Origin of the sequence: Deinococcus koreensis (assembly GCF_002901445.1) — a bacterium.
Classification (GTDB): Bacteria; Deinococcota; Deinococci; order Deinococcales; family Deinococcaceae; genus Deinococcus; species Deinococcus koreensis.
Window position 1 is genome coordinate 577,134 of record NZ_PPPD01000001.1, and the last position, 25,533, is coordinate 602,666.

Below are 25,533 nucleotides of genomic sequence, written 5' to 3' on the forward strand. Positions count from 1 at the left end.
CAGTCCAAAGGTCGAACGGTCGAACAGGTGACACTGTTCGACCGTTCGACTGTTTGACCTTGAGACGCCCCGCCCCCGGCGGGGCTCCGAGCCTAGAATGGCTCCAATGAGAATCCGCCTCGACCCCTGGCCCGTGGACATAGAGGGCGGGCAACTCGCCCTGACGCCCTTCGACGGGCAACTGATCGATATCGAGACCGCGCGCTGGGCCGCGCTGCCCGTGCGCGCCATTCCCGAGCGCCTGCGTACCGTCTACGTGGTGGACGGCAAACGCCGCATGGAATCGCGGGTCTTCGTGGAGGATGACGACGGGGGGTCGGGCATGGGCGGCTTCGGGGCCTACGTGGTGGGCGCGGTGGAGCTGTGCCCGCACGGTTCGAAGCAGGCGGCCCTGAAGGACGTGAAGGCGAGGCGGGTGCTGGCCCACGCGCCGGGGCTGCGCCTCGACCCGGCCACCCTCTCGCCGCGTGACCCCCACACCGGCCACCTGACCTACCATCCGGTGCCCACCGGGGGGAACGACCCCCAGTCGCCGCTGCACACCCTGCAGGGGCTGATGCTGGCGGCCGAGCAGGAGCTGTCGCACGGGCTGGCCTCGGCCGTGCCCTTCGACGAGCAGGACGACCGCGAGTGGCTGACCGCGCTGACCGTGCAGGACGGCACCCTGCGGAGCACCAACCTGGGCGGCGCGGTGGTGGGCTGTGTCAAGACCATCCAGACCATGTATCTGCCCGCCGACCGGGTGGGGCTGCTGAGCCACCTGAAGCCCGGCGAGCGCACCCCGATCCTGCACATGACCTCCGAGCACGGGCGCACCACGCGCTTCATCTGGTACGTGCGGCTGTGCGAGGCGGCCTTCTACCAGCACCCCATGAGCGGTGTGATGCGCCTGGAGATGTACGCCCCGGAGGAACCCGACTTCCTGCCGCCCATCGTGCGGGCGGTGGCGAACCTCTCGGGCGCGCTGCTGTGTCGCCTGGGCAGCGCGCCCCACAAGGACGCCCGCGCGCCGCAGAACCTGATTCCCACCGCCGCCCTGGAAAACGCCATGGGCCGCGCGATGGGCAGCCCGGAACTGGTCACCCGCCGCATCCGCGCGCATATCGCCGCCGAGCACGGGCGGGAGGCGCTGGCGTGAGGGGGAGGGGCATGGTCGATGGTCGATGGTTGATGGCACAAGAGTTTTTGACGATCAACCATCGACCATCGACCATCAACGCGGCCCGGAGCCGCCCATGACCGCCCGCCCCGCCGCCATCGGCATGGTGCTGGGCACCGAGGACGCCACGCCGGTCGCGTTCTGGTTCTCGGTGCTACCGGGCTCAAGCGTGCAGCTCGATGATCTGGTGGTCGTGGAGACCCGCAAGCCGGACGGCGCCCCCGTACACTTCTACGGGCTGGTCGACCATGTCCGCACCCGCCACGAGGGCGTGAGCTTCGACTCCGATGTGCAGGACGTCATGGCGGGGCTGCTGCCGGCCTCCGTGAGCTACGCCGCGCGGGTGCTGGTCACGCGGGTCGATCCCGAGAACTTCATTCCGCCGCAGCCCGGCGACAGCGTGCGCCACGCCCGCGGCGACGACCTGAAGATGGCCCTGAGCGCCGACAAGATGAAGGGCGCGGGCTTCCCCGGTGGCCTGCTCGCCGACGGGCAGGTGCTGCCGCTGAACTACCGCTTCGTGAACGGCGAGAACGGCGGGCACATCAACATCTCGGGGATTTCTGGGGTAGCCACCAAGACGAGTTACGCGCTGTTCCTGCTGCATTCGATCTTCAGGAGCGGCGTGATGGGGGTCTCGCAGGGACGGGCGCTGATCTTCAACGTCAAGGGCGAGGATCTGCTGTTCCTCGACCAGCCCAACCGCGAGGTCGCCGCCATTGAGGCCGACATGCAGGTGCGCAAGGGTCTGTCGAAGTCCCGCTACGAGGTCATGGGCCTGCCCGCCCAGCCCTTCCGCGACGTGCAGTTCCTGGCGCCGCCGAAAGCTTCCGGCGAGGGCGGGGTGATCGTGCCCAACGTGGAGCAGCGCCAGGGCGGCGTCACGCCCTTCCTGTTCACCCTGCGCGAATTCTGCACCCGCCGGATGCTGCCCTACGCCTTCTCCGACCGCGACGCCAGCCTGAACCTGGGCTTCGTGATCGGCAGTGTCGAGGAAAAGCTGTTCCGGCTGGCCCAGGGCGCCGACACGCCCTACCTGAGCGTCGAGGACTGGCAGCCCGACGTCGAGCTGCTGCTGGACGACGACGTGAGCTTCGACGAGATGGGCAAGGCGCGCATCTCCAGCTTCTCGCAGCTGGTGTCGTACCTGGACTACAAGCTGCTGGAGCAGAACGACGGAGCGGGCGATCCCCGCTGGGTGGGCAAGCAGAACGCCGGCACGCTGATGGCCTTCATCCGGCGGCTGCGGGGCGTGCAGAAGCACCTCAACCCCCTGGTGCGCGGGGACATCAGCGCCGCGCAGGCCGAGCAGTACCGCCCGAATCCCCTCAAGCCCGGCATCCAGACCACGGTGGTGGACATCCACGCCCTGTCGGGTCACGGGCAGATGTTCGTGGTGGGCGTACTGCTGCGCGACCTCTTCGAGCACAAGGAGAAGGTCGGGCGCCAGGACACCGTGTTCGTGGTGCTCGACGAGCTGAACAAGTACGCCCCGCGCGACGGCGAGAGTCCGATCAAGGACGTGCTGCTGGACATCGCCGAGCGTGGCCGCTCCCTGGGCATCATCCTGATCGGCGCGCAGCAGACGGCCTCGGAGGTCGAGCGGCGGATCGTGAGCAACGCGGCCATCCGGGTGGTCGGGCGCCTCGACCTGGCCGAGGCCGAGCGGCCCGAGTACCGCTTCCTGCCGCAGAGCTTCCGCGCCCGCGCCGGCATCCTGCAACCCGGCACCATGCTGGTCTCGCAGCCCGACGTGCCCAACCCGGTGCTCGTGAACTATCCCTTCCCCGCCTGGGCCACGAGGAAGGACGAGGTCGACGACCTGGGCGGCCGGAAGGTGGAGGAAGTGGGCGAGGACTGGCTGCGCTAGGTGGGCGGGGCCGTTCCGGGCGTAGCCTGGGGCATGACCTCCTGGGTGCAGTACGCCGTGATCTCCATGGTCTTCGCCGGCTTCACGTCGGTGATCGCCAAGCAGGGCCTGAGCGGCATCTCCGGCGAGCTGGGCCTGACCGTCCGCACGGTGTTCGTCTTTATCTTCGTGCTGGCCTTCGCGCTGCTGTTCGTGTCCAGGCGGGAGTTCGCCGGGCTCCAGGCGCGCAACTACCTGTGGCTGGGCGCGTCCGGCCTGACCACGGCGCTGTCGTGGATCTTCTACTACAAGGCGCTCAAGGCCGGCGACGTGGCGACCGTGGCCCTGATCGACAAGGGCAGCGTGGTCGTGGCGATGATCCTGGCCGCGCTGGTGCTGCGCGAGCAGATCACGCCGCGCATGATCCTCGGCGCCGCGCTGATCGTCGGCGGCCTGCTGGTCATCGCCCGCAGGTAGGGGGCCGCTACACTCGGGCCATGACCCGCCTCCTGATCACCGGCATGTCCGGCACCGGCAAGACCTCGGTGCTCGGGGAGCTGCAGGCACGCGGCTTCGAGACCGTCGAGACCGATGTGGACGACTGGTGCGTGTGGGGCGCCCTGCCCGGATCGGCGGACGAGGGCTGGCTGTGGCGTGAGGGCAGGATGCGGGAGCTGCTGGCACGCCCGCGCACCCGCCCTCTGTTCATCAGCGGCTGCGTCGCCAACCAGGGGCAGTTCTACCCGCTGTTCGACCATGTGGTGCTGCTCAGCGCACCGGTCGACGTGATCCTTGAGCGGGTCAGGGCCAGAACCCACAATCCCTACGGAAAGACGCCGGAACAGCAGGCGGAACTCCTGAACCATCTGCGCGACGTGGAGCCGCTGCTGCGGGCGGGGGCCGATCTGGAGCTGGATTCGTCACGGCTGGGTGTGGGGGAACTGGCCGACGCGCTGATCGAGTTAAGCGCCCGCTAAAGATGGGGCCCCGGCGTCCTCTCAGAACCCTCAGGAACGATACGGGGGTCGCGCGACCTCGAACTCACGTCCTTCGTCTGTGCCAGCCCCTCTGTGCCAGCCGCCCCTCACACCTCGCCGGAGGTCTCCCCCGTGGATCAGTCCGACCTGCTGGCCCGCCTGCACGCTCTGTTCCCGGACGCCGAGTTTCTGCAGGCCGGCGAAACCGTGTTCGTGATGTACGACCCCGACCATCGCCTGACGCCCGAGCGGCGCCGCCCCTTCCTGACCCTGGTGGCCGACGACGCCCACGACCGCGCGTCGAACCTCTCGCGGCCCGGCGTGTACCGGCTGAACATCGAGCTGACGCCGGAGGAATACCGAGACCGTTTCGGCCCCCACCCACGCAGCGGGCCGGACGGGCTGGTGGACACCGGGCACGATTTCACTGCGCTGGACACGCTCATGCCGCATCCGGTCTATGCGCCGATGTCGTGGGCCTGCGTGCTGAGCCCCGGCGCCGCCACCCTGGGTCATCTGCTGCCGCTGATCGGGAACGCTCATGCACGGGCCGTGCGGCGGCATGGTCTGGCGGCACCGTCCACCGGCATCCCTTCTGGCGGCCCCGGCTGACCTACACTGCCTCCCGTGACCGACGCCGCCCCTCCCTTACACCTGATCGCCACGCCGGGCCGCCTGGACTCCGTGCTGTCTGCACTCACCGGCCAGAGCCGGTCGCAGGTGGCGGGCTGGATCGCGGAGGGGCATGTGCAGATCGACGGACTCCCGGCCCTCAAGCCCAGCCAGAAACTGCGCGGCGGCGAGGCCCTGGCGCTGCACATCCCGCCGCCGCCCGACTCGCGGGTGGAGCCCGAAGACCTGCCGCTGGAGGTGATCTTCGAGGACGAGCACCTGATCGCCGTGAACAAGCCGCCGGGCATGATCACCCACCCGGCGCCGGGGGTCAGCAGCGGCACGCTGGTCAACGCCCTGCTGGGCCGCATGGCCCTGCCCGAGCAGGACGGCTTCGACGGCCCGGACGGTTTCCGCCCCGGCATCGTGCACCGGCTGGACAAGGACACCAGCGGCGTGATCGTGGTCGCCAAGACCGTGCAGGCGCACGCGCGGCTGGCCGCCGCCTTCAAGGACCGGGACACCCGCAAGACCTACCTGGCGATCGCGGCCGGCACCTGGAAGGCCGATCAGCCGGTGCAGGTGGACGCGCCCATCGGGCGGCATCCGGTGCAGCGCCAGCGCATGACCGTGGGCGGCGTGCAGTCGCGCGAGGCGCAGACGCTGTTCACCCCGCTCGCCGCGCACCGGGACGGGCACGGCCGCACGCTGGCGCTGGTGCGCGCCCAGCCCCGCACCGGGCGCACCCACCAGATCCGGGTTCACCTGCTGCATCTGGGCAGCCCGCTGCTGGGCGACCCGGTGTACGGCCGGGCCAGCGAGATCATGGCCCGCCACGCCCTGCACGCGCAGTTTCTGGACATTCCCCATCCGGCCACCGGGAAGATGCTGCACCTGCACGCCTCCGCGCCGGACGACCTGCTGAGCGCCTGGATGGCGCTGGGCGGCGGTGTGCCGGAGAACCTGGAACGCCCCTGAGCGGCGGCGGGCGGGCCGGTCGTCTGCGGCCACCTTCCAGTTGACGTGCATGGATTAAGCTCAGATGAACGTGCACGCAGCCTCCGCATTGGACTCCCAGCGGGCGCCGGGCCTATAACTGTGAGTGTCATCACTACGGCATCCTGACCGCTTACAGCCACACCGCTGGCCGTAGGGACGACTCTTCGTTGTCCGGGAACGTCCTCCGTCTTCCCTGTGCGCCCCTGCGTGAGATCGGCTCCTGGCACCACCGGAGGCTGACAGACTCCTCGCGCCGCGCAGGCCGCGGGCTGGGGTCGAAGCCTGGGTTGAGGTGGAACCATGAAGCGAACGACGCCGTGGAGTTCCCGCACACCGACGCCGCTGGTTCAGGAGGCCCGCACCCGCAGGCCAGCCGGCCGCGGGCGGGGCCTGCTGGTCGCGGGGCTGGGTCTCGCCCTGCTCAGCGCGTGCAGCGCGCCCAGCCCGGACGCCGCGCAGCCCGCGGCCCTGGACAGCCTGATGGCCGCCGGGCGGCCGACCCCCACCTTCAGCGAGCCGGCCGCCTTCGACGTGTCGCCGGCCTTCGGCACGCTGGCCCGCCGGATGGGGCCGGCCATGCCCTCCGATCCCCTCGCCGAGCCACTGGACATCCGGCCGGAGCGCGGGCCGGTGCAACGAGACCTCGGCTTCTCCGGCGACGCCGCCCTGCGGGACGACACCAGCGCCCTGCGGAGTGCCCGGCCCCCGGCCAGCATCTCCGCGCCGCTGGTCACCTTCGAGGGCCTGAGCAACCAGGACAACTTCAACCTGCTGGGCTTCCGGGTCAATCCACCGGATCCGGTGGGCGATGTCGGGCCCAACCATTACGTGGAGATGACCAACCTGGCCTTCGCGGTCTACGACAAGCAGGGTCGGGTGCTGCTGGGGCCCTCCAAGATCGGTGACCTGTGGGCAGGCTTCGCCGTGCCGGACTGCACCGACGCCTCGGGCGACCCCATCGTGGTCTACGACCAGCTGGCCGACCGCTGGATTCTGAGCCAGTTCACCACGCGCGGCCTGAACGACCCGGCGCTGCCCTTCTACAACTGCGTGGCGATCTCGGCCACGGGCGACCCGACCGGCACGTACTACCGTTACGCCTTCACGAGCGGCAACTTCTTCCCCGACTATCCCAAATACGGCGTTTGGACCGACTCGTATATCCTGACCACCCGCGAGTTCGGGCCGACGGTCGAGTACGGCATCGGCGTGTACGCGCTGGAGAAGAACAAGATGCTGGCCGGCGATCCCAAGGCCCGCGCCGTGCGCTTTTTCCTCGACTCGGCCGTGGTGCCGATCAACCTGATGGGCGACGGCCTGCTCCCGCCCGACATCGACGGCACCCGGCGGCCTCAGGCGCGCATCGCCGCCCCGATCGTCGGCACGCAGGACGACGGCGGCCCCTACGGCGCTGACAAAGACGCCCTGAACATCTACGAGCTGAGCGTGCAGTGGAACTCCAAGCCGCTCGCGTCCTTCGGGCTGGCCGCGCAGGTGCCGGTGGCGGCCTTCGACTCGATCTTCCCCTGCGCTCCGACCTCCCGCGACTGTCTGGCCCAGCCGGGGCTGACCAATCCGGATCAGAAGATCGACATCCTCTCCTACCGTCAGCGGCCGACCTTCCGGCTGGCCTACCGCAATTTCGGCGAGTACGAAGCGCTGGTTACCGGTCAGTCGGTGGAGGCCCGGCCGGGCGTGGCCGGGATGCGCTGGTACGAGATCCGGCGCTCGGGCGGCCGCTACTCGGTCTATCAGCAGGGTACCCACGCCCCGGACGACGGCGTGCAGCGCTGGATGGGCTCGGTGGCCATGGACCGGGCAGGCAATATGGCCCTGGGCTACAGCGTCGTGAACGGCGTGGACGTCTTCCCCGGCATCCGTTACACCGGCCGCCTGCGGGGCGACCCCCTGGGCCAGATGACGCTGGGCGAGGGCACCATCATCAATGGTACGGGCGTGCAGCGCAGCGTCAACTCGCGCTGGGGCGATTACTCCTCCCTGAACATCGACCCCATCGACGACTGCACCTTCTGGTATGTCAACGAGTACTACAGCGCCGCCGGACAGGCCTCCAGCGTGGTCGGCTGGCAGACCCGCATCGGCAGCTTCAAGACCCCCGAATGTAAACGCAAGGAGGATTAGGGCGGGGTACCGTCCGACGCCTTCCAGAGTGGGTGAAGTTCAGTCCTGACCCTCTGGCAAGGGGCGGATTACGGCAATGGAACACCGCAGGAAGCGGGAACAGGCGACAGGCGCTGTTCCCGCTTCCTGTGTAGCGTTCAGCGCAGTGACCGGACAGCCCGGTGCCGGGGGTTGATCTGGCGGCCACCACCTTCACCGTCGCCCCCAACCTTAAAGTCGTCGGGGCGTTTCTCCCACCTGTGCAGGCGCGCCGCTGCCTATGCTCTATTCAGACAGTGCTCGGCCCAGACTCACCGCAGGAGGTACACCCCATGACCAGAAATCCTTCAGACCCCCAGGGCGGCCTGCCCGACGACGCCGGCAACGGCATGAGCGAGCGCAGCGGCTACACCGGCGACTCCGTGACCGGCATGACGGACACGCCAGTCGGCAGCGGCGCCCCCTCTGAACGCAGCTCACGGGGCGACCAGGCGGACAGCGACGGTTCGGGCACGACCTTCGATGGCGGCAGCGCCATGCCCGAGCGCTGACGGCAAGCAGACGGGCGCGCCGGCACGGTTGACCGGCGCGCCTTCCCTGTACACTGACGGGCTGATGGCCGCCTCGCCCGCCCACCTCCCCCACCGCCTGCCCCCGCACCGGCTCAGCGTCGCGCCGATGATGGACTGGACGGATCGGCACTGCCGGGTCTTTCACCGCACGCTGACCCGGCAGGCGCTGCTGTACACCGAGATGGTCACGACCGGCGCGATCATTCACGGCGACCGCGAGCGGCACCTGGGCTTCGACCGCGCCGAGCATCCGCTGGCCCTGCAGCTGGGCGGCAGCGACCCGGCGGCGCTGGCCGAGTGCGCCCGGCTGGCCCAGGAGTGGGGCTACGACGAGGTGAACCTGAACTGCGGCTGCCCCAGTGACCGGGTGAGCAGCGGCCACTTCGGCGCCTGCCTGATGGGCACGCCCGACGTGGTGGCCCGCGTCGTGGAGGCCATGCGCGGCGCGACCTCGCTGCCGGTCACGGTCAAGCACCGCATCGGCATCGACGACCTGGACTCCTACGCGCACCTCACGGACTTCGTCCGGACGGTGGCGGCGGCGGGCTGCGAGACGTTCATCGTGCACGCCCGCAAGGCGTGGCTCTCGGGCCTCTCGCCCAGGGAGAACCGCGAGATCCCGCCCCTGCGCTACGAGGTGGTGCAACAGTTAAAGGCCGATTTTCCGGCACTGACGGTGGTGCTCAACGGCGGGGTCCTGAACCTGGAGACCGCCCAGGACGCGCTGGGCTGGGCCGACGGCGTGATGATCGGCCGCGCCGCGTATTCCGACCCGTTCATCCTGGCGAGGGTCGACCAGGACATCTTCGGCGAGGCCACGCCCCCCGTGACCCGCCGCGGGGCCATCGAGGGGTTCCTGCCCTACGTGGCCGCCCAGCTGGAGGCCGGCCAGCCCCTGCCCCGCATGATGAAGCACACCCTGGGCCTGTTCGCCGGCCAGCCGGGCGCCCGGCACTGGAAGCGCACGCTCTCCGAGGGGGGGCACCGGCCGGGGGCCGGGCTGGCCCTGGTGCACGAGGCCCTGGCCGGCGTGCCCGATGGGGTGCTGGACGCGCGGCCCGGGCCTGGAGAAGTTCAGCCCGCCTGAAGCTCAGCGCAGGAAGCTGGGCGACTCCTCGACCCTCCGCAGCCACGCGGCGATGATGTCGATACAGGCCCGGACGTCGCGCACGTCGATCATCTCGCTGGGGCTGTGCATGTAGCGGTTGGGAATGCTGACCACGGCGGTCGGCACCCCGCCGCGCACCAGTGTCAGGGCGTCGGCGTCGGTGCCGGAATAGTTGCCGGAAGCGCTGAGGGTCAAGGGGATGCCGTCCTCGCGAGCGGCCTCGGTGAGCTGGCGCATGAGCACCGGGTTGGTCATGGGGCCCACGCTCAGGTTGGCGCCGCTGCCAAAGGGCACCACGCCGTACTTCTGCTCCTTCACGCCGGGCTGCTTGGTCTCGTGGGTCACGTCCACCACGATCCCGGCGATGGGGTCGAGGCGGTGCCCGCTGACCTGGGCGCCGAACACCCCGATCTCCTCCTGGCTGGTGCCGACCGCCACGATGCGGTGGCGCAGCGGCGCGTCCTGGATGGCCCGCAGCGCTTCGAGCACGATGAACGCGCCGATGCGGTTGTCGATGGCGCGGCTGACGATCCGCTCGCCGACCATGATCGGCGGCTGCTCGATCACGCCGTAGGTGCCCACGGGAATGCGTTCCTGCACCTCGGCCTTGTCCAGTCCGGTGTCGATCCACAGCTCGTCGAGCTTGCTGGCCTTGGCACGGTCCTCGGTTTCCATGACGTGGATGGCCTTCTTGCCGACCACACCGATCAGGTCGCCGCCCGGTGCCAGCAGCCGGATCCGCTGGCCCACCAGCACCTGGGGATCCCAGCCGCCGACCCCCAGCACGCTCAGGAAGCCCTCGTCGCCGATGTGCGAGACGATCAGCCCGATTTCGTCCAGGTGGCCCATCAGGGCGATGGCGGGGGCACCCTCGGGGCCGAGTTCGGCGTACACGTTGCCATAATGGTCCTCGCTGGTGCGGGCGAAGCCGGCGGCCTCACGCAGCCACACGTCCGCCGCACGGCGCTCGGCACCGCTGGGCGCGGCTTCCCGCAGCAGATCGAAGAGAAAGTCCTTGTTGATGGTCGTCACTCGGAAAAGTGTAGGGCACGCGGGTATGCTGACCACCATGAGCCGTCCCCCCGCACCGGACAGCCCGGTTCCCGATGTGCAGGTCAGCGTCGAGACCCGGCACTTGAGCACCCACAGCACGCCGGATCGGCAGCTGTTCACCTACCTGATCCGCATCGAAAATCGCAGCGACGAGACCTGGAAACTGCTGGCCCGGCACTGGGACATCCTCGACGCGACCGGGCGCGAGACGGTGGTGGACGGCGAGGGCGTGGTGGGCGAGCAGCCGACCCTGGCCCCCGGCGCGACCTTCGTGTACGACTCCTTCGTGACCGTGGAGGCCACGCCGGGCCGCATGGGCGGGTATTACGTGATGCAGGACGCCTGGGGCGCGACGGCCCGGGTGCCCATTCCGGCCTTCGTGCTGGACGTACCGGGCAGCCGGGTACTGAACTGAGCGCCGGACAGGGGGCCTAGGCCTGGGGCATCTCGGCCTCGATCACCGTGCCGTGGCCGGGCGCCGACAGGATGCGGTAGTGGCCGCCGCGCGCCTCGATCCGTTCACGCATCTGCATCAGGCCCAGGCCGCCAGCCGAGGAGACCCGGCCGCTGGTCTGCTCGGGGTCGAAGCCCACGCCGTCGTCCTTGACGCGCAGGGTAACCACCGCGCCGCCGTGCAGGGTCACGCTGACCTCGCGGGCGCGGGCGTGCTTGGCGACGTTGTTCAGGCTCTCCTGCAGGATCCGGAAGATCACGGCCTCGTCGCCGGGCGAGAGCTGGATCTCGCCGGTCACGTCCAGGGTGCTCCGCACGCCGTTCTGCTCGCCGAAGTCCAGCACGTAGCGGCGCACCGTCTCCAGCAGGCCGTAGCGTTCCAGGTCGATGGGCCGCAGCGCGAAGATCGAGCGCCTGACCTCGCGGATCTGTTCGCGCAGCAGGGCGGTGGCGCCCCGGATCTCAGCCTCGGCCTGGGCCGGATCGGCGCGCAGCTGCCGGGCGATCACGTCCAGCTTCAGGGCCGCGAAGGCCAGCGACTGCGCCACGCCGTCGTGGATCTCCCGCGCGATACGGGCGCGTTCGTCGCCGATGGCGAGTTCCTCCGAATACAGGTAGGCGCGGGCGTTGCGCACGGCCAGGGTCGCCTGCCCGGCCATCAGGGCCAGCAGGGGCAGCCTCGCGTCGTCGAAGGCGCCCGCGTCCGGGTGGCCGAAGACGAGCACGCCCACCAGCCCCTCGTCGTCGCGCATGGACAGGCCCAGCACGGAGCGCGAGCCCTGGAAGACCTCGCTGGCCGCCTGGCCCTCGCTGATCAGCGGCACGGTGGAGCGCGCGACCTGCTGGGCGAAGGCCGGGGCGATCATGCCGCCGTGCGCCTCGCCCGCCCGATCCTGGGCGTATTCGAGCCGCAGCACGCCGTCCTGGTCGCTCAGGTAGGCGGCGCGGGCATCGGCGCCCACGCGCTCGGCCATGGTGCGGGTGATGCGCGAGAGCAGGCGGCGCATGTTGCGTTCGGCGCGGATGCTCTGGTCGACCGAATACAGCGTCATCAGGTCCTGGGTGCGCTGCCGGGCCGCCTCAATGCTGGTGGTGACCTCGGCGGCCAGGGCCTGGGCCAGCGCGCGGGTGTCGGGCGTGGGCGGGGTCTCGAAGTGCAGCAGCAGGGCGCCGCCGCCCACCAGCCCCACGCTCAGCGGGTGCAGGGTGGCGCTGGGCGACGAGAGCAGGGTGTCGCCCCGGGCGCTGCCGCTCAGGCCGCCGGGCACGCTCAGGGTGGCGTGGGTGGCGCCGGTCACGCGCACGGCGCCGCGCACCGCGACCTCCAGCACCGCGCCCATGTCGGGGGCGCCGCCCAGGTCACGCATCAGTTCCTGCACGTCCTGCAGCCGCGCGTGCGAGGCGCTGAGCTGGCCGTAGAGGTCGCGCAGCTCGCGCTCGGCGCGCTCGCGGGCGCGGGTGCCCTCGGCAATCCACTCCACCGAGAAGTAGGTCACGGCCGGGCCGACCAGCCCGTAGAACATCAGGTGCGCCCAGAGTTCGCGGCCCGAGTCCGGCAGGCGGGAGATCAGGAACTCGACCAGCCCGACCACCAGGATGATCAGCGGCGGCAGCACATTGCGAACCACCCGCACGCGGTCGGACAGCCGGACGCGGGGTGACTTGGCCGGTGGGCCCAGCGGAGAGGGAGTGGTGATGGGGGCCTGCATCCTGGCCCGCAGTGTAGGCGTCAGGCGCCGCCCGATCTGTAGCCTCCGCCCGCCGGACAGGCCGCGAGGATCAGGCCCGGAAGCCGCTGACTTCAACCCGGCTGGTCGGGGCCTGGAACGCCGGGGCTGGGGCGAGCGGCGTCCGGCGGATCGGAGGTGCCGCCCTCCGAGGACGATGCCGGTGGCGGGCTCTCGTCGTCCAGCCCTCGGGCCACGTGGGCGGGCGCATTCTCCAGAGCCACCATCCCGCGCCGCGCCGCGTCGCCCACCTTCCAGTGGATCTGGCGCAGGAAGCCGCGGAACAGCCGGCTCTCGGCGGGGCTCATGAGGGCGCGGTCGAGCATGGCCCGCCACAGGCGCAGGGTGTGGCGCGCCCGCACGGCGTCGGTGTAGCCGATCAGGTGCATGGTCTCCTGCAGGTGGCCGTACATCGCCTCCATCTCCTCGCGGGTGGCCGCCCTGCGCGTCTGTTCAGGCGGGTCGTCCTGACCCTGTAGGAACTCGTAACACACCAGCAGCACGGCCTGGGCCAAATTCAGGCTGGCGTAGTTGCCGGTGGGAATCCGCACCGTGACCTGACACTGTTCCAGATCGCTGTTCGCCAGGCCGGATTCCTCGGGGCCGAAGACCAGCGCCGGAGCCGAGGCGGCGCGCACCAGCGGGCGCAGGCTGGCCGGGTGCCGGCCCGCCGGGAGGTCGGCCCGGATGCGGGCGCTGGTGCCCACGCTGAGGTCACGGTCGGCCAGGGCGTCACGCAGGGTCGGGTAGAGGCGGGCGGCACGCAGCAGCCCTTCGGCATGGACGGCCATAGCCACGGACTGCGAGTCCAGATGGTCGCAGCGGGGGGCGACCAGACGCAGATCGCTGGCCCCCATGTTCAGCATGGCGCGGGCCGCCGAGCCGATATTGCCGGGGGTTTTCGGGGACACGAGGACGACGGCGAGACTCACAGGGCGGATGCTAGCGCCTGCGGGGCCGAGCCCGGTGGAATGTCAGGCTCTGGAAGATCGGGGACAAGGCACTGAGCGGTGAGAGATCAGGGAGGAGGGCCTCAACACCAGCTCAGAGGTCGCGGCGCGGCCGAGAGTGTCGTTCGGCCCCGAAAGCGAGGGCAACCGGCGCCACAGGGGCCCCGTTCCCATGTCCAAAGGCCGCTTCTATCGAGCCCCGCCCCACGCTCAGCCCGACGCGAGGATGGGCGTCTCGTCCGTGACATGCAGGCCGAGCTTCAGGTCGTGGGCGAGTTCGGCGGGCGTGTCTCCCCAGGAATCCACGCTCAGCCGGGTCACGCCCTGGTGGCGCAGCCGGGCGTTCACGCCGCCGAGCAGCGCCCCGCGCAGGGCCGTGTGCCGCCAGTCCGGATGCACTCCGGGCGAATCGAGCCGGCCCTCTCCGCCCTCCAGCGCGACCCGGCAGATGCCGACGCCCCGCCCCTGGGAGTCCAGCGCGATCAGGCTCAGGTGCGAATCGAAGCCCCCGGCGCCGTCCAGCGCCGCCTGCGGGTTCACTGCGTGATGCCCGATGCGGTCTTCATAGGTTCGGAGCGCCTGCAGCCGCACCTCTTGGTCGGGCACGTCGGCCAGTGGGCGCAGCTGCACGCCGCCGGGGAGGTCGTGGTGGCGGTAGGGCACGCGGCCCGCGAGCCGGCGGTAGGCGCCGACCTCGCGGAAGCCCGCAGCCAGCAGCTCGGCCGGCGGAAACAGCGTGCCGTCCGCGAAGGCGTAGACCCGGCCGACTTCCTCACGCGCGGCCTGCGCCAGCGAGAGCGCCGCCACGACCTGCGCCGGGCCGGGAAAGGCCCCGCCGACCAGCTCGGCGCCGTGGTGGGGACTCGGGCGGGTGCCGACGGCGCCCAGCACCTCTCCCCCAGCGGGCAGATCCTCCGCCCAGGCCAGGAAGCCGGAGGTGCAGACCTCGGCCATCCAGGCCAGCTCCGTTTCCGGGGCGCCGTAGAGCTGCGCCAGGGCGGGCAGCAGCCCCACGGGCGGCACCTGCACCACCCTCACCGCAGCCGCCGGTACAGGTTCAGGTATTGCCCGGCGGGCCCGGCCCAGCTGAAATCCAGGCTCATGGCCTCCTCGACCCGCCGCCTCCAGTCGGCGCGGCGCTCGTATTCGGCGCGGGCCTCCCGGCAGGCGGCGCTCAGCCCCTGGGGGCTGGCCTCCGGGAAACGGAAGCCCACGTCATGCGGCACGGTGTCCACCAGACCGCCCGTCTCGCGCACCACGGGCAGCGTGCCGTAGCGCATGGCGATCATCTGCGACAGGCCGCAGGGCTCGAAGCGGCTGGGCATGGCGAAAGCGTCGGCGCCGGCGTAGATGCGGTGGGCCAGCGGCTCGTTCATGCCGCTCACGAAGGTCACGCGGGGGTGCTGCGCCCAGCCGGTCAGGGCCGCCTCCAGCAGCGGGTCGCCGCCGCCCAGCACGACCACGTTCCAGTCCTGCACGAGTTCCGGCAGCGCCTCGATCAGCAGATCCATGCCCTTCTGGTCGGCCAGCCGGCTCACGGCGGCCAGGAGCGGTGCGCCGTCCAGGCCGAACTCGGCGCGCAGGGCGGCGGTGGCCCTGGCCTTGCCGTCCGGGTTCGAGTAGGTCTCGATGTCGGGGTCGATGCGCGGATTCCAGCGCTCCTGATCCAGCCCGTTGATGATCCCGCCCAGGCGGCCGTCCAAGGTCAGCCGGATCAGCAGGCCCTCCAGGCCCTCGCCGTACTGGGGCGTGGTGATCTCGCGGGCGTAGGTGGGGCTCACGGTGGTCACCTGATCCGCGAAGACCAGCCCCGCCTTCATCAGGTTGAGGTCGCCGTGGAACTCCAGCGTCTCGGGCCCGAAAGCCCACTCGGGCAGGCCGGTCCAGCGGGCGCCCTCGGCGATGTTCCACTTGCCCTGGTACTGCAGGTTGTGGATGCTGAACACCGTCCGGAGACCGGCCAGATGGGCGTGCGCGACCACCAGCCCGGCCTGCCAGTCGTGGCCGTGCAGCACGTCCGGCACGGCCCCGACCCGGCGCAGCGCGGGCAGCACCGCCCGGCCGAACAGGCTGAAGCGCCAGACGTCGTCGGGGTGATACAGACCGGGCCGCCCGAACTCGCTGAGCCCCACGAAGAGGTAGCGCACGCCGCCCTGCACGATCTCGCCCACCTGCACCTCGGCCGGGCCCAGCCCCTCCGGCGGCAGCTCCGGCAGCGGGCCGCGCCAGATCTCGGCGGGGCGTCCTGCCAGACTGCCGTACCAGGGCGAGACCACGGTGACCTGCAGCGGCTCTCCACCCTGCCCCTGCTGCTCGCTCAGGGCGGCCTGCTCGGCCGGCAGCGCCCCCAGCACGTCCCCCAGCCCACCCGAGCGGGAGAACGGAAAGACTTCCGAGCCCACGTGTACGACATGCATGTACGCACTGTACCCAACCTGGAGCCGTGTTCAGACCAGGAGCGGGTTCAGACCAGGGCCGTGTGGGGCGTGGGGCGGATCACGGTCACCGGGCCGTCCACGCCCCGGGTTTGACAAGCACGCCCACCACTCGCTACACTTCCCCTCGCCTCAAAGGCGGCCTTACCGGCAGACGGGCTCTTAGCTCAACGGTCAGAGCAGTCGGCTCATAACCGATTGGTTGCCGGTTCAAATCCGGCAGGGCCCACCAAGCAGGCACAGCAGGTCAGGGCGGTTAGCTCAGTGGTAGAGCATTCGCTTCACACGCGAGAGGTCGTAGGTTCAAGTCCTATACCGCCCACCAACAGAAAGACCCCGGTAGAGCCGGGGCTTTTTCATTTTCAGGTCGTCCTGCACCACCCGAGCAGACCGGCCTTCAGCGCAGGTCTAGACACTCTCCAGATTCCGGCGGGACAGATGTCAGGAACACGGCGCTCTCAGCTCCTCCCCCTTCGGATACAAGAATGCTGACGCGCAGGAGCTCGGCGCACAGGGGCGAGTGGGAAGAGCGTCCCAGACAGCAGATTCAGGACGATCAACCGAACAGGCGACGATCCTGTCCGCACCATCGGTCATCCCGCCCTCCGGCGAGGCAACGCCGCTCAGGCCGTGGACTCGCCGGAACTGGCGGCGCGGCGGTTCATCTTGCTGTGGCGCCAGAAGTGCAGGAGATCCTCGACCTGCGCCAGAAAGGCCGTGAAGTTCTCGGTCTTCACCATGTAGGCGTTGGCGTACAGGGCATAGGCCCGCTGGATGTCGGCCGGGCTCGCGGAGGTCGAGAGCACGACCACGGGGATGGGCCGCAGCAGGGGGTCTTCCTTCATTTCGCGCAGCACGTCGAAACCCGAGACCCCGGGCATGTTCAGATCGAGGATGACCATGTCCGGCAGCGCCCGCCCGGGATCGCGCAGGTGAGCCAGGGCCTGGGCCCCGCCTTCACAGGTCTCGATACTGACCCAGGCGTGGTACTCGGAGAACACTTCACGGGCCAGCATCAGATCGGCCGAGCTGTCATCAACCACGAGGATGGAAAGCGACTCGGACATAGGGCGGCATGATACCGACCCCGGTCAGCGCGGCGCCACCTCTGGGGGGCCGATGTGAACTTTCTCTCGGGAGTGGACGTGGCTTCGCCTCATGGGGCGGTCAGCTCAGGCACCCGGATGTGGGGTGGAGATGAGCCGCTCAGTCGGCGGGCAGCCCGATCACGTCCGGCGAGGGCTGCTCTTCGGGCAGGTTGCGCCGCACCTCGCGCTGGGCCGAATGGATCACGCCCAGGGCCAGACTCATGGTGAGCATGCTGGAGAAGCCGTAGCTGACCAGCGGCAGCGGCACCCCGGTGACCGGAAAGATGCCGGCGGCGACCATCAGGTTCACGAAGGCCTGCCCGACGACCATGAACATCGCGCCCGTGGCGAGGATGCTGGCGCCGTGGATCTCGGCGGTCATGGGACGGATGCGCGCGGCCAGCTGCGAGGTCTCCAGGGCGGTCTGCACGATCAGCCAGTAGGAAAAGAGGATCATGACCACGCCCAGCAGGCCGGCGGTGAAGCCCACCGAGGCGATCACCATGTCGGTGTGCGCGGCGAAATACTGGAAGCGCAGGCCGTCCGGCCCCTGCCCCAGCAGGCCGCCGAAGCTCAGGTCGCGGTGCGCCATGCCGATCTGATCCAGCCCGACGCTCATGTCTTCGCCGCGCGTGGTGTGGCCCTGCCAGCGCTCCAGGATGTAGGGGTGCGTTTCCAGGTAGCGCCCGATCAGCGGGATGGACAGCAGTCCCAGCGCCAGCATGAACCCGGCGATGTTGCTGATCCGCACGCCCGCGCCGTACATCAGGATGATGCCCAGCCCGAACATCAGCACCGAGGTGCCCAGGTCGGGCTCAATCACGACCAGGGCGGTGGTGACCACGATCATCACGGTGGCGCTGATCAGCTTGTGCTGCACACCCCGCCGCGAGAAGAACGACGCCAGCATGAGCACCAGCCCCAGCTTCGCCAGTTCCGAGGGCTGGAAGCGCAGCGGGCCCAGGTCGAGCCACCGCTTGGTGCCCGGACTGGTCTCGGTGCCCACCCCGACAAAGAACACCAGCACCAGGAGCAGCAGGGAGAAGACCCAGGCGGCCGGGCCGAGCCTGAGAAACGCCTTGGGCCGCAGCCGGGCCACCGCGAAGGTCAGGCCCAGCGCCAGCAGCGCCTTGCTGCCGTGATCTCCGATCAGGTCGGGACGCGACGCCGCCACGCCCATCAGGCCCAGGCCCAGCAGCAGCACCTGGGCGATCAGCAGCTGCAGGTTCATGCCTTCACCCCTGGCCCGGCCGGTTCAGGAGGGCCGGCGGCGCACAGGGCCCGCGCCGCCCGGCGGAAGCTCTCGCCGCGCGACCGGTAATCCCGGAACTGGTCGAAGCTGGTGCCGATGGGGGCCAGCAGCACCGTGCCCGCGCCGTCCAGGGCCTGCAGGCCCGCCTGAACCGCGTTGTCCATGCTCTCGTCTCCGCTGGCGCCGGGCACCACGTCGTAGGGCAGACCCAGGGCGCGGGCCAGCGCCTCGCCGTCCTCACCGAAGGCGATCACGCGGGTCACGCGGCCCTGCGCGGCTTGCCTGAGCGGCTCCAGCTCCGCGCCCTTGTCGCGCCCGCCGACCAGCCACGCGATGGGCGCCGCCGCGCGTTCCAGCGCCGCCTGCACGGCAATGGTGCGGGTGGCGATGGAGTCCTCGACGAAGCGCACCCCGCCCAGCCGGGCCACGGTCTCGAAGCGTCCGGGCATGGGCGCCGCGCGGCGCAGGCCCTCGGCCAGGGTGTGGGCGGACACCGGGCGGCCCAGGTGCTCCAGCAGCGCCTCGGCGGCCAGCACGGCGGCGGCGGCATTGGCCGGGTGGATGCCCTCGGGCAGCTCGCCCACGGGCAGCACCTCCGCGCCGCTCTGCAGGGCGATCCGCGCCGCGCTGAAGCGGCGAACCTGGGCGCGCGTGGGCAGGCTCAGGCCCTGCGGCAGCACCAGCACGTCGTCGGCGAGCTGCCCGGCCGTGATGTTGCGCTTGGCCGCGTGGTACGCCTTGACCGTGCGGTGGCGATCCAGATGATCCACGCCCAGGTTGGTGATCACCGCGACCGGCAGGCGCAGCCCCGGCACGCGCTCCAGCTGGAAGCTCGACAGCTCCACCGCCGCGACCTCGGCACTGTCCACCACGTCCAGCAGCGGCGGGTCGATGTTGCCGCCCTCCTGCGCGCCCAGCCCGCAGGCCCGCAGCAGGTGGGCGATCAGCACCGTGGTGCTGCCCTTGCCGGCCGTGCCGGTCACGCCGACCATCGGCAGTTCGGGCCGCGACCGCGCCGCCAGCGCGACCTCACCGATGACCTCGGCGCCCCTGGCCCGCAGGGCCACCAGATCCGGGTGGTCGATGGGCACGCCCGGCGCCGCGATCACGGTCTCGTAGGCGTGGGCCGCGTTCCCCTGCTGCAGGCCCAGCTCGGCCATCAGGGCCAGATCCTCGCCCGAGGGGCGGGCGTCGAGCCAGTGGACGCCCTGCCCCGGGCCGGCGCGGCCCTCGCGCGCCAGGAAGCGGGCCACGCCGCGCCCGCTGCGGCCCAGACCGTAGATCAGCACCCCAGTGGCCGGATTCACGCCCACACCATAAGCGAAAACCGGCGGGGTTGATGAAAGAGGCGGGGAGGACACGGGCACGCACGCTGACCACGACGGTCACGGCCTGGCACGGTCGCCTGTCCGGACAGAAGAACCGGGCACCCAGCCGGCCGGCCGCACCGTTCCCCGAACCGCCCACGGGCACGGACATTTCCGACCCCTGCCGCTCAGGCGGAGGCGTCAGCGTGTCAGCAGGAGTACCGTCCCATTCCCTATCTCCGGCCTTGCTCCTGCTCTGCGATCCCGGCTGGTCGCCCCCCACCCGCAGGTGTGCGCGATGGGTTCGGAGTCCGTGTCAGCCGGACGTGACCGCCGCAGGGGACAGCGACACGGAACCGACGGGCTCGGGGCTCGCGGGCTCCGGGCTGACGGGATCGGGGCTGACGGGCTCCGGGATCACGCGCGCCGTCACCTCCAGACCCAGTTCGTCCTGGGCCCAGGCGCCGAACGCCTCCAGGCCCCGGCGGAACAGGATGGGGCGCTTCTCGCGCTTGCCGAGCTTGCGTACCTTGCCACTGGGCCCCGGCTCCGGTGCCGGGAGTTCGGGCACCAGCGCCCAGTTCACGTTCATGGGCTGGAAACCCTTCGGGTTGGCGCTGGCGAGGTAGCGCACCAGGCCGCCCAACATGCTCTCGGCGGGCGGGGTCAGCGGGCTCAGGCCGCGCGCCAGCCGGGCGGCGTTCGTCCCGGCCAGCCAGCCAGTCGCCGCGCTCTCCAGATAGCCCTCGGTGCCCGCCAGCACGCCGGCCACGAATTTCTGCCGGTCGGCGCGCAGCTGCAGGGTCGAGTCCAGCACCTCGGGCGCGTTCAGGTAGGTGTTGCGGTGCATCACGCCGTAGCGCACGATCTCGGCGTCACCTAGGCCGGGGATCAGCTGCACCACCGCCTTCTGGTCGCCCCACTTGAGGCCGGTCTGGAAGCCCACCAGCGACCACAAGCGGCCCTCGCGGTCTTCGCGGCGGAGCTGGGCCACGGCGTAGGGCCAGCGGCCGGTGCGCGGGTCGTCCAGGCCCTTGGGCGACATCGGGCCGAAGCGCGGGGTGTCCACGCCCCGGCGGGCGATCTCCTCAATGGGCATACAGCCCTCGAAGAATTCCAGCTTCTCCCAGTCGTGCGGGGTGTGCGCTCTAGCCTGTTCCAGCGCGCCGAAGAAGGCCAGGTACTCGTCCTTGGTGAACGGGCAGTTGATGTAGTCCGCGCTCTGGTCGTAGCGCCCGGCCCGCCACGCGATCTCCAGGTCGATGCTCTCGGCGGCGATCACGGGCGCGGCGGCGTCGTAGAAGCTCAGGCGCTCGGAGCCGGTCAGCCGCGCCAGATCGGCGGCCAGCGCGTCCGAGGTCAGCGGCCCGGAGGCGATCACGGCGACGCCCCCCGGCACAGCGGTGACCTCCTCGCCCATGACCTCGATGAGCGGGTGCTCCCTCACGGCCCGGGTCACGCGGGCGCTGAACTCGTCGCGCTCGACGGCCAGGGCGTTGCCGGCGGGCAGCTTGGAGGCGTCCGCCGCGCCCACGATGGCCCCGCCCACGCTCCGCAGTTCGGCCTGCAGCAGCCCCTTGCTCTGCAGCTCGCCCTCGCCGCCCAGCGAGTTCGAGCACACCAGTTCGGCGAAGTTGCCCGAACGGTGCGCCGGGGTCATCTTCACCGGCCGCATCTCGTACAGGCGCACGCGCACGCCCTGACGCGCCGCTGCCAGGGCGGCCTCCGAACCGGCGAGGCCCGCGCCGATGACGGTGATCGCTGGGATCGCTGGGAGTGCTGGGATCGCCCGTTCGCTGCTCATCAACCGCGCAGTGTAGTGGATGGATCGCGGGGCATTTGTGGCGGGTGGACCCCCCGGCCCTCAGCGCTCCGGCGTGCCGCCCAGTGCCGCCTTCAGGCGCGAGAGGCCCTCGTAGCTCAGCACCCGCAGCGCCCACAGGCGATCCAGCGGGAGGGGCAGGGTCTGGTCGAAGCGGAACTCCTGTGCCGGCACCGACACCACGTCCACGCCCTGGCGCCTGAACAGCGCGGCGGCGCGGCGCGAGTGGCTGGGCGAGGTCACCAGCAGCACCCGTGTCCAGCCGCGTGCGCGGGCCAGCTCCCGCACGCGGGCCGCCTCGTCGCGGGTGGTCGTCACATTCGGCAGGGTCAGCACCTGCGGGCCGCCGGAGGGGTACAGAGCGCCGATGTGCCGGCGTTCCAGCGCACTCATCTTCGGGCAGTCGGGCGGGCCGAGCAGCCCGGACTGCTCGGAGACGGTGACCACCGGGGCGTACCCGGCCCGCCACAGCTCCAGCCCGCGCAGCAGGCGGCCCAGGCTGGACGTTTCCAGCGTGGCCGCAGTGCACTGCACCCCGCCGCCCAGCACCACGATGGCGTCGGCCTTCACGGGAGGCTCCGCCAGGGTCAGGGTCGCCAGCGGGCCGCGCAGGACGGGCGTGAGCAGACAGGCGACCAGCGCCAGCGCCAGCACGGTCGCGGCGGCGTTCAGCGCGCGGCGGGTCGCCGGGAAGGCGCCCGCCAGCGCCCCGGCCAGCAGCAGGGCCAGCAGGACGGGCACGCTCCCGCGCACCTCACCCAGGAACGCCGCGAGCCCGCCCAGCGCCGCCCCGATCGCCGCGCCGCCCAGGAGGCCGGACACGGGGGCCGGCAGGCGACCGGGGCTCAGGTTCGTGCGCTGGGAGGAGTCGCGGGGCCTGGTCATGTCGGGCCCAGTGTAGAGGCAGGCCGGCCCCTATACTTCCCCGCGTGAACAGACGCGTCCGCACGCCCGCCGCCCTGCTGCTGCTCGCGCTGGTCGGCCTGGCCGCCCTCTTCTTCCTGCTGCCGGGCCGTACGGCTCCGGCCGAATCCAGCCGGGAGGTGCGCTTCGTGCGCGAGATGACCCAGCACCACGTCCAGGCCATCGACATGGCCACGCGGCTGCGCGACCGCACCCGTGACCGCACCCTGCGCTCGCTGGCGCTGGACATCATACTCTCGCAGCAGGAGCAGATCGGGCAGATGCGCGGCTGGCTGACCCTCTGGGGCCGGCCCTGGGGCGGGGCGGGCATGGACGCCGCACACGCCCGCGCCATGGGCATGGCCACCCCCGCCGAGGTGCAGAGTCTGGACACCCTGAGCGTGCCCCAGGCCGAGGTGAGGTTCCTGCAGCTGATGCGCCGCCACCACCAGGGCGCGCTGGCCATGGTGCAGCCTGTCCTGAGCGGCCCGCTGCGGCCCGAGGTGCGCGCGCTGGCCCGCCAGATCGCCGCCTCCCAGGGCGCCGAGATCCGCCTGATGGACTCGCTCCTGAAGGAAAGGGGGGCCACTCCCCTGCCCGCGCCGGGTCAGGACATGGACGGCATGGACATGGGCGGCGCCGGGGAGAAGCACGACCACTGAGGGGCGCCCACCGCGTTCCTCCGGTCGCACAGGCGTGCCCAGACGGCTCAGCCTGACTTATCGATGGTTCGGACGGTGTCCAGATGGAGTCACAGGAGACGCGACGAACACGGCGGCTTTCGCCCCTCTCCCTTGAGAGGAAAGGTTTGGAATCGGCGAACTGCCCTGGCCAGGAGGATGAACCTGCATCTGGCGCCGTCCCGGATGGACGGAACTTGGACGGCAGTCTGTGTCAGACGTCCTCGACGTCCTCCGCACGGGCGGCCCGGCGGGCGCGGCGGCGCTCCTCCTTGCCGACCTTGCGTTTGGGGCGGGGCGGCAGGGTCAGTTCATAGCTACGTTCCGGACGGCAGGGAGCCGGATGTTCGCCCAGGGTCTCACCGGGGTCGGCGTCCCGGAGATTTCCGGCCAGATGGGCGTGGCGTTCGCCGCAGTACGGGCACTCGTCGACCACCCAGAACATCACCTGGGTGCCGGGCATGTCCCGCAGCGTCACGAACGCGATCCTTGGCCCCTGGCGGTCTTTCTTGCCCATAGGCGCCGAGGCTAGCAGGGAGCAGGGCGGGCATTTGTATGCCCCGTCCGTGGGGGGCCGGCGCCTCCGGAACCGCCCCCCGCCTGCGGGCTACACCTCCTCGTCGCCCTCGCGGAGGTAGGTGACCACCGAGCGGCAATGGGTCAGGCCGGCGTGCGTGTAGAGCGCGCGGGCCGGCTGCATGTGGTCGTGGGCGCGGGTACGCAGGCGGCGCAGCTCCGGGCGGGTCTGGGCCTCGGCGGCGGCCAGGGCGAGCAGCAGCTGGCCGTAGCGCTGGCCGCGCTCGGCCGGGTGCACCGCCAGGTAGGTCACGTCGGCCCGGGCGTCGTCCGGGGTGAACTCCAGTTCCGCGAAGCCCACGGTCTGGCCTCCGCGCAGCAGCGCGATCAGGCGCACGTCGTCGCGGGCGAAGTGGGCGTCATATTGCTCGGGCGTCCAGTCCAGCCGGCGGGCCCAGGTGTCCTCGCTGGCGCGGTACAGGGCGCGGTATTCGCTGATGGGCAGGGAACGCCGGATCTGGTGGCCGGCGGGCAGCACGGCCCGCCGGGCCAGCGGCTCCAGCACCGAACTGTAGAAGTCTGTGGTGTGCATGGGCGAGAAGCCCGCCGCTTCCAGCGCGTCGCGCACCCCCTGGTTATCGCGGGCGCAGAAGGCGTAGACCGGCAGACCCTCGGCGTCCTGCACCGCGCGCACCACCAGCGCGGCCAGCGGGCCGCCGTCGCCGATGGGGCCTTCGAGCACCATGCCGTCGCGGAAGGGCGACAGGGCGCAGTAGGCCCGCACGCCCTCGTCGTCCTCGTGAACCAGACCGCCGCTGTCCTCGCACTCCAGCAGCAGTTCGCCGACCTCGCGGGCGTCGGGGGCGAACACCTCACGCTCCGGAGCGTCGTCCATCCAGTGCAGCAGGGCGAGCAGGTCGGCGGCGTCGGTGGTCTGCATGGGGCGGATCATGGCGGGCAACCTCCAGGGCGGTGACAGAGGACGGTACGTGACAGGAGTCCGTGCGTGGCAGGGGTCGGGCGCGAACCCGTACGGGAGCGGACGACTCCAGCACAGCGTAGGAGTCCGCCCCCCCCGCTGTCTCCCCCCTGCCTTACGCCGGCGATGTCCCCGGCGTGCTATGCTCAGGGCATGCCCTGAACAGGGTACGCCGCCTGCCTCCCACCAAACACGAAGCCGTGTTTGAGGGGATTTTTCTTTTTGGGCGGTGGAACTGTGATCGCCCCGACAGAGAGGCAGGCGGCTGGCTTTACCGGAGGTGCCGCCGTGACGAAACAGTCGAGCAAACCGCGCCAGGCCGTTCCCATGGGCCGCTCCCGCCGTCAGGACGAGACGACCGTCCTGGGCAGCAGTGAGGTGGGCACCGACCTGCTGGCCCTGCGGGCCCAGCTCCACCGCGCCGAGAAGGCCACCCGCCGCGCCCCCACGCCGCCGCCCGTGCGCCCGCAGCGCCCGCAGCCCGTGAAGCCGCAGCGCGAGGCCGAACTGGCCGGCGTCCTGACCGACGAATTCAGCCTGCACCGCGCCCACGCCAGACTGCGCGCGGCCGTCTACGACGGCGCCTACCACCTGTGCCCCCACGCCATAGGCCACGCCCGTGCCGAGGGCTTCCTGGAACACGACATCCTGAACGTGCTGCTCTCGGGCCGGGTGCGGGCCGTGTACCCCGACGACCACCGCTGGCTGGTGTGTGGACAGTTCGAGGCCTGCGGCGTGTCGTTGCCCCTGCACGTGGTCGTGCAGCACTTCCGCAGCGGGGTTGGGGGCGGGCACATCGACATCGTGACCGCCTTCGTGCCCCGGCACCCCCACCACGTCATCAGCCGCGCCCGGCTGGCCGTCATGCTGCGCTACGACGACGAACAGATCCGCACCCACACGGCGGCGCCCACCCCGAAGGCCGGCCACCGCAGCCGGGGCCGCTGGAAGAAGAGTTCGTAGCGCAGCGG

At 70.9% G+C, this 25,533-nt stretch carries 24 protein-coding genes and 2 tRNA genes; 14 read left to right on the forward strand and 12 right to left on the reverse strand.

Translation table 11 applies throughout. The features are described 5' to 3' along the window. Positions 1-97 precede the first annotated feature (97 nt). The 9 genes from CVO96_RS02695 (at position 98) to dusA (ending at position 9,376) form a co-directional block, all read left to right on the forward strand. Entirely contained in the window at positions 98-1,138 is a 1,041-nt protein-coding gene (locus CVO96_RS02695; protein ID WP_103310054.1) for a DNA double-strand break repair nuclease NurA, read from the forward strand. Between the two features lie 97 nt (positions 1,139-1,235). Continuing rightward, entirely contained in the window at positions 1,236-3,029 is a 1,794-nt protein-coding gene (locus CVO96_RS02700; RefSeq protein WP_103310056.1) for an ATP-binding protein, read from the forward strand. Positions 3,030-3,062: 33 nt separating this feature from the next. After that, positions 3,063-3,485, forward strand: coding sequence for an EamA family transporter (locus CVO96_RS02705; protein WP_103313256.1), 423 nt, complete (start codon positions 3,063-3,065; stop codon positions 3,483-3,485). 20 nt (positions 3,486-3,505) lie between these two features. Beyond that, entirely contained in the window at positions 3,506-3,985 is a 480-nt protein-coding gene (locus tag CVO96_RS02710; RefSeq protein ID WP_103310058.1) for an AAA family ATPase, read from the forward strand. A 132-nt stretch (positions 3,986-4,117) separates the two neighbouring features. After that, on the forward strand, positions 4,118-4,597 hold the full coding sequence (locus tag CVO96_RS02715) for a DUF6194 family protein (RefSeq protein ID WP_165795182.1): 480 nt from the start codon (positions 4,118-4,120) through the stop codon (positions 4,595-4,597). A 15-nt stretch (positions 4,598-4,612) separates the two neighbouring features. Continuing rightward, complete coding sequence (locus tag CVO96_RS02720; RefSeq protein ID WP_243398135.1) at positions 4,613-5,575, forward strand: RluA family pseudouridine synthase; 963 nt, start codon at positions 4,613-4,615, stop codon at positions 5,573-5,575. 321 nt (positions 5,576-5,896) lie between these two features. After that, positions 5,897-7,738 carry a hypothetical protein gene (locus tag CVO96_RS02725; RefSeq protein WP_103310064.1) on the forward strand — a complete coding sequence of 614 codons (1,842 nt, stop codon included), beginning with the start codon at positions 5,897-5,899 and terminating at the stop codon, positions 7,736-7,738. Positions 7,739-8,049: 311 nt separating this feature from the next. Next, positions 8,050-8,268: a hypothetical protein gene (locus CVO96_RS02730; RefSeq protein WP_103310067.1), complete on the forward strand. Its 219-nt coding sequence runs from the start codon at positions 8,050-8,052 to the stop codon at positions 8,266-8,268. A gap of 64 nt (positions 8,269-8,332) precedes the next feature. Further along, complete coding sequence (gene dusA, locus CVO96_RS02735) at positions 8,333-9,376, forward strand: tRNA dihydrouridine(20/20a) synthase DusA (protein ID WP_103310070.1); 1,044 nt, start codon at positions 8,333-8,335, stop codon at positions 9,374-9,376. A 3-nt stretch (positions 9,377-9,379) separates the two neighbouring features. Here the strand turns inward: dusA and CVO96_RS02740 are convergent, their stop codons facing one another. Beyond that, on the reverse strand, positions 9,380-10,468 hold the full coding sequence (locus CVO96_RS02740; protein WP_103310074.1) for a M42 family metallopeptidase: 1,089 nt from the start codon (positions 10,466-10,468) through the stop codon (positions 9,380-9,382). Between CVO96_RS02740 and apaG the strand changes: the two genes are divergently transcribed. After that, on the forward strand, positions 10,467-10,865 hold the full coding sequence (apaG, locus tag CVO96_RS02745; protein ID WP_103313258.1) for a Co2+/Mg2+ efflux protein ApaG: 399 nt from the start codon (positions 10,467-10,469) through the stop codon (positions 10,863-10,865). The two genes, CVO96_RS02740 and apaG, sit on opposite strands and share 2 nt — an antisense overlap. A gap of 16 nt (positions 10,866-10,881) precedes the next feature. On the opposite strand, the gene CVO96_RS02750 is transcribed toward apaG, so the two are convergent. From CVO96_RS02750 to CVO96_RS02765, 4 genes are all read right to left on the reverse strand, one after another. Beyond that, the gene (locus tag CVO96_RS02750) at positions 10,882-12,612 is read right to left on the reverse strand and encodes a GAF domain-containing sensor histidine kinase (protein ID WP_103310077.1); all 1,731 of its coding nucleotides are present in this window, start codon (positions 12,610-12,612) and stop codon (positions 10,882-10,884) included. A 92-nt stretch (positions 12,613-12,704) separates the two neighbouring features. Further along, complete coding sequence (locus tag CVO96_RS02755; protein ID WP_103310080.1) at positions 12,705-13,562, reverse strand: RNA methyltransferase; 858 nt, start codon at positions 13,560-13,562, stop codon at positions 12,705-12,707. Between the two features lie 228 nt (positions 13,563-13,790). Continuing rightward, complete coding sequence (locus CVO96_RS02760; RefSeq protein ID WP_243398137.1) at positions 13,791-14,609, reverse strand: hypothetical protein; 819 nt, start codon at positions 14,607-14,609, stop codon at positions 13,791-13,793. Positions 14,610-14,614: 5 nt separating this feature from the next. Beyond that, positions 14,615-15,997, reverse strand: coding sequence for a glycogen synthase (locus tag CVO96_RS02765; protein ID WP_103310088.1), 1,383 nt, complete (start codon positions 15,995-15,997; stop codon positions 14,615-14,617). A 174-nt stretch (positions 15,998-16,171) separates the two neighbouring features. On the opposite strand from CVO96_RS02765, the gene CVO96_RS02770 reads away from it, so the two are divergent. Next, positions 16,172-16,247, forward strand: a tRNA-Ile gene (locus tag CVO96_RS02770). Between the two features lie 18 nt (positions 16,248-16,265). Continuing rightward, positions 16,266-16,340 (forward strand) — tRNA-Val (locus CVO96_RS02775). Positions 16,341-16,638: 298 nt separating this feature from the next. On the opposite strand, the gene CVO96_RS02780 is transcribed toward CVO96_RS02775, so the two are convergent. The 5 genes from CVO96_RS02780 to CVO96_RS02800 all read right to left on the reverse strand — a co-directional run bounded on the left by CVO96_RS02780 (position 16,639) and on the right by CVO96_RS02800 (position 22,369). Beyond that, positions 16,639-17,082, reverse strand: coding sequence for a response regulator (locus tag CVO96_RS02780; RefSeq protein WP_103310091.1), 444 nt, complete (start codon positions 17,080-17,082; stop codon positions 16,639-16,641). Positions 17,083-17,221: 139 nt separating this feature from the next. Next, complete coding sequence (locus CVO96_RS02785; protein WP_103310093.1) at positions 17,222-18,334, reverse strand: FtsW/RodA/SpoVE family cell cycle protein; 1,113 nt, start codon at positions 18,332-18,334, stop codon at positions 17,222-17,224. Further along, on the reverse strand, positions 18,331-19,662 hold the full coding sequence (murD, locus tag CVO96_RS02790; RefSeq protein ID WP_243398138.1) for a UDP-N-acetylmuramoyl-L-alanine--D-glutamate ligase: 1,332 nt from the start codon (positions 19,660-19,662) through the stop codon (positions 18,331-18,333). The genes CVO96_RS02785 and murD overlap by 4 nt, the downstream gene beginning before the upstream one ends. Positions 19,663-19,978: 316 nt before the next feature. Then, positions 19,979-21,466 (reverse strand): methylenetetrahydrofolate--tRNA-(uracil(54)-C(5))-methyltransferase (FADH(2)-oxidizing) TrmFO, encoded by a 1,488-nt coding sequence (gene trmFO / locus CVO96_RS02795; protein ID WP_103310096.1) that lies wholly within the window; start codon positions 21,464-21,466, stop codon positions 19,979-19,981. A gap of 60 nt (positions 21,467-21,526) precedes the next feature. Then, a complete protein-coding gene (locus tag CVO96_RS02800; protein WP_103310097.1) occupies positions 21,527-22,369 on the reverse strand; it encodes a YdcF family protein in 843 nt (280 codons plus the stop codon). Positions 22,370-22,413: 44 nt separating this feature from the next. Between CVO96_RS02800 and CVO96_RS02805 the strand changes: the two genes are divergently transcribed. Then, positions 22,414-23,049: a DUF305 domain-containing protein gene (locus tag CVO96_RS02805; RefSeq protein WP_103310100.1), complete on the forward strand. Its 636-nt coding sequence runs from the start codon at positions 22,414-22,416 to the stop codon at positions 23,047-23,049. Between the two features lie 232 nt (positions 23,050-23,281). Here CVO96_RS02805 and CVO96_RS02810 read toward each other — a convergent pair whose 3' ends face one another. Further along, positions 23,282-23,584 carry a hypothetical protein gene (locus CVO96_RS02810; RefSeq protein ID WP_103310103.1) on the reverse strand — a complete coding sequence of 101 codons (303 nt, stop codon included), beginning with the start codon at positions 23,582-23,584 and terminating at the stop codon, positions 23,282-23,284. Between the two features lie 90 nt (positions 23,585-23,674). Beyond that, entirely contained in the window at positions 23,675-24,535 is an 861-nt protein-coding gene (locus tag CVO96_RS02815) for a GNAT family N-acetyltransferase (RefSeq protein WP_103310106.1), read from the reverse strand. A 354-nt stretch (positions 24,536-24,889) separates the two neighbouring features. Between CVO96_RS02815 and CVO96_RS02820 the strand changes: the two genes are divergently transcribed. After that, positions 24,890-25,525, forward strand: coding sequence for a DUF4258 domain-containing protein (locus CVO96_RS02820; RefSeq protein WP_103313260.1), 636 nt, complete (start codon positions 24,890-24,892; stop codon positions 25,523-25,525). Positions 25,526-25,533: the final 8 nt, after the last annotated feature.